Source organism: Alphaproteobacteria bacterium, from assembly GCA_040905865.1.
Lineage (GTDB): Bacteria > Pseudomonadota > Alphaproteobacteria > UBA8366.
The window spans coordinates 1-9,465 of record JBBDQU010000018.1; the positions used below are offsets into that span (position 1 = coordinate 1).

General features: G+C 66.1%; 10 protein-coding genes. 5 read left to right on the forward strand and 5 right to left on the reverse strand.

The features are described from left to right. Positions 1-162 precede the first annotated feature (162 nt). The 3 genes from WD767_04090 (at position 163) to WD767_04100 (ending at position 2,645) form a co-directional block, all read left to right on the forward strand. Positions 163-285, forward strand: coding sequence for a hypothetical protein (locus tag WD767_04090; GenBank protein MEX2615255.1), 123 nt, complete (start codon positions 163-165; stop codon positions 283-285). Then, the gene (locus WD767_04095; protein MEX2615256.1) at positions 282-1,208 is read left to right on the forward strand and encodes a DUF2817 domain-containing protein; all 927 of its coding nucleotides are present in this window, start codon (positions 282-284) and stop codon (positions 1,206-1,208) included. Before WD767_04090 ends, WD767_04095 begins: the two co-directional genes overlap by 4 nt. 165 nt (positions 1,209-1,373) lie before the next feature. Further along, entirely contained in the window at positions 1,374-2,645 is a 1,272-nt protein-coding gene (locus WD767_04100; protein MEX2615257.1) for an MgtC/SapB family protein, read from the forward strand. A 9-nt stretch (positions 2,646-2,654) separates the two neighbouring features. Here WD767_04100 and WD767_04105 read toward each other — a convergent pair whose 3' ends face one another. Next, a complete protein-coding gene (locus WD767_04105) occupies positions 2,655-2,906 on the reverse strand; it encodes a ParB N-terminal domain-containing protein (protein ID MEX2615258.1) in 252 nt (83 codons plus the stop codon). 190 nt (positions 2,907-3,096) lie between these two features. Here WD767_04105 and WD767_04110 point away from each other — a divergent pair, with 190 nt between their 5' ends. Together WD767_04110 and WD767_04115 are read left to right on the forward strand one after the other, a co-directional pair. Next, positions 3,097-3,885, forward strand: a complete 789-nt coding sequence (locus tag WD767_04110; protein ID MEX2615259.1) for an aldolase/citrate lyase family protein — start codon at positions 3,097-3,099, stop codon at positions 3,883-3,885. A 66-nt stretch (positions 3,886-3,951) separates the two neighbouring features. Continuing rightward, positions 3,952-4,734 carry an aldolase/citrate lyase family protein gene (locus WD767_04115; protein MEX2615260.1) on the forward strand — a complete coding sequence of 261 codons (783 nt, stop codon included), beginning with the start codon at positions 3,952-3,954 and terminating at the stop codon, positions 4,732-4,734. Between the two features lie 154 nt (positions 4,735-4,888). Here WD767_04115 and WD767_04120 read toward each other — a convergent pair whose 3' ends face one another. Genes WD767_04120 through WD767_04135 form a run of 4 tightly spaced genes read right to left on the reverse strand, consistent with a single transcriptional unit; the run spans position 4,889 to position 9,328 of the window. After that, positions 4,889-5,308 (reverse strand): hypothetical protein, encoded by a 420-nt coding sequence (locus WD767_04120; protein ID MEX2615261.1) that lies wholly within the window; start codon positions 5,306-5,308, stop codon positions 4,889-4,891. Then, positions 5,308-6,603 carry a glycolate oxidase subunit GlcF gene (gene glcF / locus WD767_04125; protein ID MEX2615262.1) on the reverse strand — a complete coding sequence of 432 codons (1,296 nt, stop codon included), beginning with the start codon at positions 6,601-6,603 and terminating at the stop codon, positions 5,308-5,310. Before glcF ends, WD767_04120 begins: the two co-directional genes overlap by 1 nt. Positions 6,604-6,609: 6 nt before the next feature. After that, complete coding sequence (glcE, locus tag WD767_04130; protein MEX2615263.1) at positions 6,610-7,833, reverse strand: glycolate oxidase subunit GlcE; 1,224 nt, start codon at positions 7,831-7,833, stop codon at positions 6,610-6,612. Between the two features lie 7 nt (positions 7,834-7,840). After that, complete coding sequence (locus WD767_04135; protein MEX2615264.1) at positions 7,841-9,328, reverse strand: FAD-linked oxidase C-terminal domain-containing protein; 1,488 nt, start codon at positions 9,326-9,328, stop codon at positions 7,841-7,843. Between the last annotated feature and the right edge of the window lie 137 nt (positions 9,329-9,465).

Sequence of the window (9,465 nt, forward strand, 5' to 3'; positions counted from 1 at the left end):
GTCATAAGAATCCTGTTCGTCCCTCAGCGCATTAACAATTTATGATTCAGCCCTGATTGTGGTCCGCATTGCGGCTTCTTCGCTTCCCTTTGGCCGGAAGATGGCGACAATGTCACCAAATCCGCGTTTTCCGATGGCGCGAATCTGATACGGGTTTCTGGCATGGCCGACATGGATACATACTACGAGGTCCTGACGAGCCGGGCCAGCCGCTGGGTGATCGAATCGATCCATCCGGCGCAGCCCGCCGCCAAGAGCCGCGCGCAGGCCGTGACGACAGCATGACGGATCAGAAACGTCAGCAGGCCCGGGACGATGCCCGCAACCGGTTTCTGGCCGCGTGCAGCCTTGCCGGCGCGTCCACCACCGCCTATCGCAACGTTCCCGCCGGTGACAGCCGGTCGCCGGTATGGGTCGATATCGCGCGGCTCGGGGCGCCGGATGCATCCGCCGTCCTGATCCTGTCCTGCGGATTGCATGGCGTCGAAGGCTTCTGCGGATCGACGATCTTCACCGACTGGCTTTCGGAAGGACGGCAGCGCCGCCTGGCGCCGGATACCGGCATGATCTTCATCCACGCAATCCTGCCCGAAGGGGTCGGCGCCGGCGGGCTGGCCGCCCCTGACGCCCGGTCGGACCGGAACTGGAGCGACAATATCCTCAACGCCGCCGCCCGGCGCTTTGCCCGCTACGCCCGCGCCAAAGGCCTGTCCGGCACGGGCGAACCCGAAGCGCCGGCGGCGGATACCAGACCCGCCTGGCTGATCGACATTTTCCAAAGCATCGCGCAGGAAGCCTGCGAACACGCCCGGGATATCGGCCTGATCGAATTTCACACCAGCCTGCTGCCCGCCGGCGCCGTGAATGTCGCCTCATGCCACAAACCCGATACCGCCGGCGACCGGCGCGTCAGGGACTGGTTCGGCGAGGAATCCGGGACCGGAGATGACGGGCCGGCCGCGCTGGACTGCTTCGCCCTGGGTTTCGGCGACCGGTTGCGGGAACATACCCTGACGGCGGCGCACGCGGATTTCGGTACCTATACCACCCGCTCCGTCCTGCGGCTCGAGGCGCGCCGGACCGCCGCCGAGCGCCGCGCCGATATCGGCGGCCTTTTCTTTCCCGACAGCAAGGCGTGGCGCGACATGGTCCGCGCCGAAGGCGCAAGGATCATCGGCCTGGCGCTTGACGGGCTGGCGCGACGATGAGGTCCGGGGCCGCATCAGAAAAATCGTGGACCATTCCCTGGCGCCCATGGCCCAAATGGTGATCTGATCTATCTTTTGGAGATGTAGCGCATCACGCCATCAATCTGACGCAATTCCCGCGCCAGATGAAAGGCGACCTGTCTTCAATCTGCTTTTGTGGCTGACATGATTCCGGATCCCGACCTGACGCCGCTCCTGTTTCTAGGCATTTCGCTTGCGATCGGTCTGCTGATCGGGCTGGAACGGGGCTGGGATAACCGCGATATCGAGGAAGGACAGCGGGTCGCGGGGTTGCGCACTTACGGCATTATCGGCCTGTTGGGCGGCGGCGCCGGGCTGGCCGGCGGCGATGACGGAGACCTGCTGCCCGGCCTCGGCATTGTCGCCGTCGCGCTCCTGTTTGCCGTCGCCTATTTCCGCCGCACCCAGGAAAGCGCCGATATCGGCGCGACAAGCATATTTGCGGGATTGCTGACCTTCGTTCTCGGCGCGCTGGTGCCGCTCGGATACGAGGCGCCGGCCGTCGCGGCCGCTGTCGTCACCACCATGCTGCTCGGCTTCAAGCCGACTCTGCACGACTGGGTCAGCAGGCTGGAGGAGCATGAACTGCATGCGACGCTCAAGTTCCTGCTGATATCGGTGGCGCTGCTTCCGGTGCTGCCCAACCAGACGATCGGACCGCTGGACGCCTTCAACCCCTATGAAACCTGGTGGATGGTCGTCCTCATAGCCGGGCTTTCATATGTCGGATATTTCGCGATCAAGATCGGCGGCGCGCGGCATGGCGCGCTGCTGACCGGCATCTTCGGCGGACTGGCCTCGTCCACCGCCGTCACGCTCAGCCTCTCACGGCTGGCGCCGGAGAATGCGGGGCAGGAGAACGCTTTGGCGTCGGGCATTCTCGCGGCGGGCGCGACCATGTATCCCCGCATCCTGATCATTGCATCGGCTCTTAACCCGGCACTCGTCCTACCGCTGCTGCTGCCGCTGGCGATCATGACGGTGGGGACGTATATGGCCGCCGGCCTTGCCTGGTGGCTGGCGCGCAAGACGGAATCGGACGCCCAGCCGACGATCCGCAATCCCTTCCGGTTGAAGGAGGCAATCGGTTTCGGGCTGTTGCTGGTCGTTGTCCTGGCGCTGTCCCAACTGCTCATCGACACGCTGGGGCACAGCGGCGTCTACTTCCTGGCCGCCGTTTCCGGCCTGGCGAATGTGGACGCGATCACCCTGTCGCTGGGACGCATGACCCTGAACGAACTGCCGGTTCCCGTCTTTACCCTTGGCGTCCTGATCGCCGCGACCGCCAATGGCGCGGCAAAGGCCGCGATTTCCGGTATCAGGGGCGGCATGGCGCTGGGCTGGCGCGTTTCGGCCGGGCTGCTCATCCCCCTCGCGGCGGGAATGGCCTGGTTCATGGCCCGGCAAATCAGCTGAAACGCATCGTCAGAATTTTCCCTCGCCGACGATAAAGGCGTCGATTTCCGCCTCGCCCAGCAACCGGACCGCCTCGATCCGGTGCGCACCGTTGACCACGACGAAGGTCCGCTTCTTGTCGCGCCGGACCTGGATCGGCACCTTCTGGCCCTCCTCCAGGATTTCCTCGGCCAGCGCCGCGACCCTGTCCGCGTCGATTTCATTGCGCCGCTTCACCGGAATATAGAGTTCCGAAAGATCCACTTTCACGGGTTTCAGCATGAGCGGCTCCTCGCGATTGGTATTCAGCAGGGGAATGACACGCCCTCGCAACGGCCGAGTCAAACCGAATATGCCTGCCGGTCCATCGTAACAGTTGGCGGCGACGCTTTCACCCGCTAGCCTGTCCCGCCATGCGGGCAACAAAAACACATCGCGCACGATAATCGCGCGATAATAGAGGGAAATCAGAATGACAATAACACCCAATCACGCCAAGGAACGCCTGAAACAGGGCAAGACATCGCTGGGGTTCCAGGTCCGCCGCCTGTACGGGCCGGACGTCGTCAGGATCGCCAAGGCCTGCGATTACGACCATCTGTTCATCGACATGGAACACGGCGCCATGGACCTGGAAACCGCGGCGCAGATGTGCGTGTCCGCGCTGGATGCGGGAATCACCCCGCTGGTCCGGGTCCCAGGCCATGAACATTTTCATGCCGCCCGGATCCTCGACAACGGCGCCATGGGCGTCATCATTCCCCATGTCAGTACGGTGGAGGAAGCCAAACGCGCGGTCAGCCAGTGCAAGTTCCCGCCGGTCGGTCACCGCTCTTTCGGCGGGCCGCTGCCGCAGCTCGGTTTCGAGGCCCTGCCCGTATCGGAGATCGGCACGATCTCCAACGAGAACACGCTGCTGATCATCATGCTGGAGACGCCGGAAGGCATCGCGAATGCCGATGCCATCGCGGCGCTGGACGGGGTAGACATGCTGCATGTCGGCTGCAACGATCTGGCGGCGGAAATGGGGCTGCACGGCCAGTTCGGCCATCCCGACGTCGTCGCCGCCGTCGGCAAGGCCATCGCGGCGGCCCAGAAACACGGCAAGTTCGCCGGGCTGGGCGGCGTCGGCGATGAGGAACTGACGAAGAAATACGTCGATATGGGCATGCGCTTCCTGAGCGCCGGCGCGGATTTCGGCTTCATGATGGCGGGCGCAAAGGCGCGCAGCAAATTCCTGCGCAGTCTCGGCCATAACTAGAAGATAACGACCCGGCGGCGGGCCGGCTTACCCCGGCCCGCCTGCCTTATCCAGGGGGACCAACCAATGACTATCCTGAAGAACCACACCAAGGAAAAACTCGCCGCCGGCGGGCTCGCGCTCGGCATCGGGCTGCGCCAGGCGCGCCACGTGGATATCGCGACCATCGCCAGGACCTGCGGCTATGACTGGCTGTTCGTCGACATGGAGCACAGTTCGCTGGACCTCGATACCGCGTCGCAGATCTGCATGGCCGGGCTGCATGCCGGGGTCACGCCCTTCGTTCGCGTGCCGGGCCCGCAGCACTTCCATGCCTCGCGCATTCTCGATACCGGCGCCATGGGCATCGTCGTCCCGCATGTGGAATCCGTGGCGGAAGCGCGGCAGGCGGTCGACAACAGCAAATACCCGCCCATCGGCCACCGCTCCTATGGCGGCACGGTGCCCCAGGTCAGCTTCACCGCGCTGGGCAATGTGAAGCACCAGGAGGTCGTGAACGAACAGACGATGGTCGTGGTCATGGTCGAATCGCCGAAGGCCGTGGACGATATCGACGCCATCGCCGCCGTCGAGGGGGTCGATGTGCTGCTGATCGGCACCAACGACCTGTCCAATGAAATGGGCGTGCCCGGCGACTACACCAACCCGAAGATCGAACATGCCTATGACGCGGTCTGCGGCGCGGCGAAAAAACACGGCATCACCGCCGCAATGGGCGGAATTTATGACGAGGAACTCGTCAAACGGTATTGCGCCAAGGGCATCCGCATGATCCTCGGCGGGTCGGATCTCAGCTTCCTGATGAAGGCCGCGAGCGACCGCACCAAATTCCTGCGCACGCTGGAATAGAGCACATCAGGATTGAACAGAACCACAACAGGTTCTATTCAATCCTGTGAAAGTGCTATATTTTCAATAAGATAGATCAGATCCACGTGATTGTTGGATCGCCATAGGCGATTCCAACAAACCACGATCTGATCTAGCCGGGGAATCAGGGAAATCAGCTGCCGCGCAGCCGGCGCAGCACATCGCGCTGCCGCGCCTTCAGGGTGCGGAGTTCCCGGTCTTCCGCCGCCGTGGTGTCGCCGAACCGCGCGCGGCGCTCCAGTTCGTTGATCGAGGAATCGATCGACTGCCGGACGCCGCGCAGCGCCCGCGCCTCGCTGTCGGTCAGCCTGCCGCGCGACTGGACGGAGGGTTCATGGTCGGGCGGCTCGTAATAAGGCCGTGACGGCCGCTGCAACGGAAGCGGCGGAGGGGGCAGCGGCTTGACTGGCGGAGGCGCCGTCAATGGCGGCGGTTCGGGCACGACCGTCGGCGGCGGCAGGACAACCGCCTCGCCCGGCGCCCACAGCCGGGTTTCGTCGGGACTGCCGCAGGCCGTGAGCAGCAGCAATGCGAACAACGCCGCGCCGCGCATTACAGCCGCCCCTCCAGCGCGTCCGGCATCGGCCCGCCCGTCGCCCAGTCCAGCAGTTCGACCGTATGGACGACCGGGATATCCGCGCCGCCGGCGATCTGCGCCATGCAGCCGATATTCCCGGCGGCCACAATGGAAGCGCCGGTGCGCGCGATATTGGCCAGCTTGCGGTCGCGCAACTGTCCCGCCAGTTCCGGCTGCAGCAGGTTATAGGTTCCCGCCGAGCCGCAGCACAGATGCCCTTCGGGCACCGCGCGCACATCGAACCCGGCCGCGCCCAGCAGTTTTCCGGGCAGCGCCGTAATCTTCTGCCCGTGCTGCAGCGAACAGGCGGAATGATAGGCCACGGCCAGGCCGGAAGGGGCCACGATCTCGCCCAGCCCGACCTCGGCCAGATATTCGGTAATATCCTTTGTCAGCGCGGAAACGCGTGCGGCGTCTTCCGCCAGCGCCGAATCCTCGCGCAGCATGAAGCCGTAATCCTTCAGCGTCGTACCGCAGCCGGAGGCGTTGACGATGACCGCATCCAGCCCCGCGCCATCCGCCTCCGCGATCCAGGCGCGGATATTCCGCGCCGCGCGGGCATGGCTGTCCTCCGCCTCCCCCATGTGATGGGTCAGCGCCCCGCAGCATCCGGCGCCGCGGGCGACCACGACCTCGACCCCGCGCCGGGTCAGCAGGCGGATCGTCGCCTCGTTGATCGCCGGGTTCAGCACCTTCTGCGCGCAGCCGGTCATCAGCGCGACCCGCCCGCGCCGCTTTCCCTGCGCGGGAAACACCTGCGGCCTGTCCATCGGCGAGGGCGACGGGATATGCGCCGGCGCCATGCGAAGCAGCGCCTTCAGCCGCCCCGGCGCCAGATTTGCGAAGGGCCGCGCGAACCACGCGCCCATCAGCGCGAGGCGGAACAGGTTCGGGTTCGGCAGGACGATCTTCAGCAGCGAGCGCAGCATCCGTTCCGGGAAAGGCCGTTCGAACGTCTTCTGGATGTGGGCGCGGGCATGGTCGACCAGGTGCATGTAATGCACCCCGCTGGGACAGGTCGTCATGCAGGACAGGCAGGACAGGCAGCGGTCGACATGGCGGACGACCCGTTCCGTTGCGTCCCTGCCGCCTTCCAGCATTTCCTTGATCAGGTAAATCCGCCCGCGCGGGCTGTCCAGTTCGTCCCCGCGCAGCACATAGGTCGGACAGGTCGCGGTGCAGAAGCCGCAATGCACGCAGCTGCGCAGGATGCCGTTGGCCACCGCGATATCCGGGTCGGCAAGCTGGGCCAGGGAAAACCTTGTCTGCATGTGTCGTCAGTCCCCCGCCTGTATCCGGCCCGGATTGAGCACCCGACGCGGATCGAAGCTTTCCTTCAGCCGCCGGCTGAGCCGGGCAAGGCCCGGGTCCGGCGGCTGGAACACCGGGATCGCCGCGCGCAGTTCCGCCGGCGCGCGGATCACCGTGGCATGCCCGCCGCATTGCGCGACCGCCGCCCGAACCGCTTCATGCCCGCCATCGGCGGCCGGCGTCGCCAGCCAGACCAGCCCGCCGCCCCAGTCGAGGAAGGCCTCTCCTTCCAGAGCATCGCATAATTCCCCGGCCAGCGCCGCGCCCGATTGCGGCGGCGCCGAAATCTTCCACACCACGCGCGGGTCGCCGCCGCCGGCGAAACAGCGCACGTCGCGCACCTCGCGCCAGAAGTTCGCCGAATTTCGGCCGTGCAGTTCCTCGGTCTGGCCGAACCCGCCCAACAGCCCGCGCAGCGCGTCGCAGCGATATTCGACCGACGGACCCGGCCCCTCGATGCGGATCGCGGTCACCGAACCGCCCGCATCGCGCACATAGCCGGTGCCGGACTGCGCCGCGATTTCCTCCGGCAGCCAGGCCGCCGCCGACACGTCATGGGGCGAATTCAGCGCCAGGGTCATCGCCGCCGTGGCCTGCGCGCCGTCGCAGCCGAAGACCAGCACGGTGCGCAGCTTCGCCGCCGCCGGCAGCACCTTTACCGTCACCTGGGTCATCGCGCCCAGCGTGCCCCAGGATCCCGCCATCACCTTGCACAGGTCGTAGCCGGTCACGTTCTTGACCACCCGGCCGCCGGACTTGAACGCCTGGCCCCGACCGTTCACGGCCGCGAACCCCAGGAAATGGTCGCGTGCGGCGCCGGATTTTATCCGGCGCGGCCCGGCCAGGTTCGCCGCGATGACGCCGCCCAGCGTCCCCGCCCCCTCTTCGAGCCCGAGCAGCGGCCCGTAATCCGGCGGTTCGAAGGCGAGTTCCTGCCGCCGTTCGGCCAGCGCCGCGCCGATTTCCGCCATCGGCGTGCCGGGCCCGGCGGAGAGCACCAGTTCCTCCGGCTCGTACAGCGTGATCCCGCGCAGCGCCGACAGGTCCAGCGTATGCGAGGCATTGCCCGGCCGCCCGATGGCGCGCTTGGAGCCGCCGCCGATCACCTCGAACGGGGTTTCCTCGCTGACGGCCCAGGCGACGGCGTCGCACACCTGGGCGGCGTTTTCGGGTCTGAGGATGGTTGCCATGCGTCTGCTAGAACCTTGGAATATCCGGGAAGCGCACCTGCCCCCGGCTGATATGGACCCGGCCCAGTTCGGCGCAGCGATGCAACTGCGGGAAGACCTTGCCCGGGTTGAGCAGCGAATTCGGGTCGAAGGCGCATTTGACCCGCTGCTGCTGGTTCAGGTCGTCCTCGGTGAACATCGTGCCCATCAGGTCGCGCTTTTCGACCCCGACGCCGTGCTCGCCGGTCAGCACCCCGCCGACCTCGACACAGAGCCTGAGGATTTCGGCGCCGAATTCCTCCGCCCGCTCCAGTTCGCCCGGCTCGTTGGCGTCGTAGAGGATCAGCGGATGCAGGTTGCCGTCGCCAGCATGGAAGACATTGGCGACGCGCAGGCCGAATTGGTCGGACAGTTCCGCCATGCGGGTCAGCACGCGCGGCAGCTGGTTGCGCGGGATGGTGCCGTCCATGCAGTAGTAATCCGGCGAAATCCGGCCGATGGCGGGGAAAGCCGCCTTGCGCCCGGCCCAGAAATTCTGCCGCTCCGCCTCGCTGGTGGAAATCCGGATCGACACCGCGCCCTTGTCCCGCGCGATCCGTTCGACCTCGCCGATCAGGTAGGCGACCTCGCTTTCGGGCCCGTCCAGTTCGACGATCAGCAGGGCCTCGACATCGAGCGGATACCCGGCTTCCACGAAGGCCTCCGCCGCCGCGATGGCGGGCCGGTCCATCATCTCCATGCCGCCGGGAATGATCCCCGCGCCGATGACCCCGGCGACGCATTCGCCCGCCGCCTCGTTTGACGGGAACCCGACCAGCAGGGCGCGCGCGGTTTCGGGCGCGCGCAGCAGCCGCACCGTGACCTCGGTGACAACGCCCAGCAATCCTTCCGACCCCGTCATCAGCCCCAGCATGTCGTAGCCGCCGGAATCGAGATGCCTGCCGCCGATGCGCAGGATTTCGCCGTCGACGGTGACGAATTCGAGGCCGAGCACGTTGTTCGTGGTCAGCCCGTATTTCAGGCAGTGCACACCGCCGGAATTTTCCGCGACGTTGCCGCCGATGGAACAGGCGATCTGGCTGGACGGGTCGGGCGCGTAGTAGAAGCCGTCGGCCCGCACCGCGTCGGTAATGCCCAGATTGGTCACGCCCGGCTGCACCACGGCGCAGCGGTTGCCGTAATCTATTTCCAGGATCCTGTTGAACCTGCCGAGGCCGAGGACGATGCCGTCCGCCAGCGGCAGCGCGCCGCCCGACAGCGAGGTCCCGGCGCCGCGCGGCACCACCTTGACGCCGTTTTCGTGGCAGTAGCGCAACACCCGGCTGACCTGTCCGGTGTTTTCCGGCAGGACGACGATCAGCGGCAGGGTGCGATACGCGGTCAGCCCGTCGGATTCGTAGGGGCGCAGCGCCTCCTCGTCGACGATCACGCCTTCGCCCGGCACAATCCCGCGCAGCGCTGTCGCGATTTCATGTCGCCGGGCGATGACCGCGCCATCCGGCTTCGGCATTTCCATGGCGGTACTCCCTGCTGCCCAGGGCGCAGTATAGCGCCCGCGCGCCGCCGCCGGGGCAACAAAAAACCGCGCCGAAGCGCGGTTCAGACCGCTGACAAACCCCGTCGGATTTCCGGCGGGGTTTTCCTTTTGAGTAC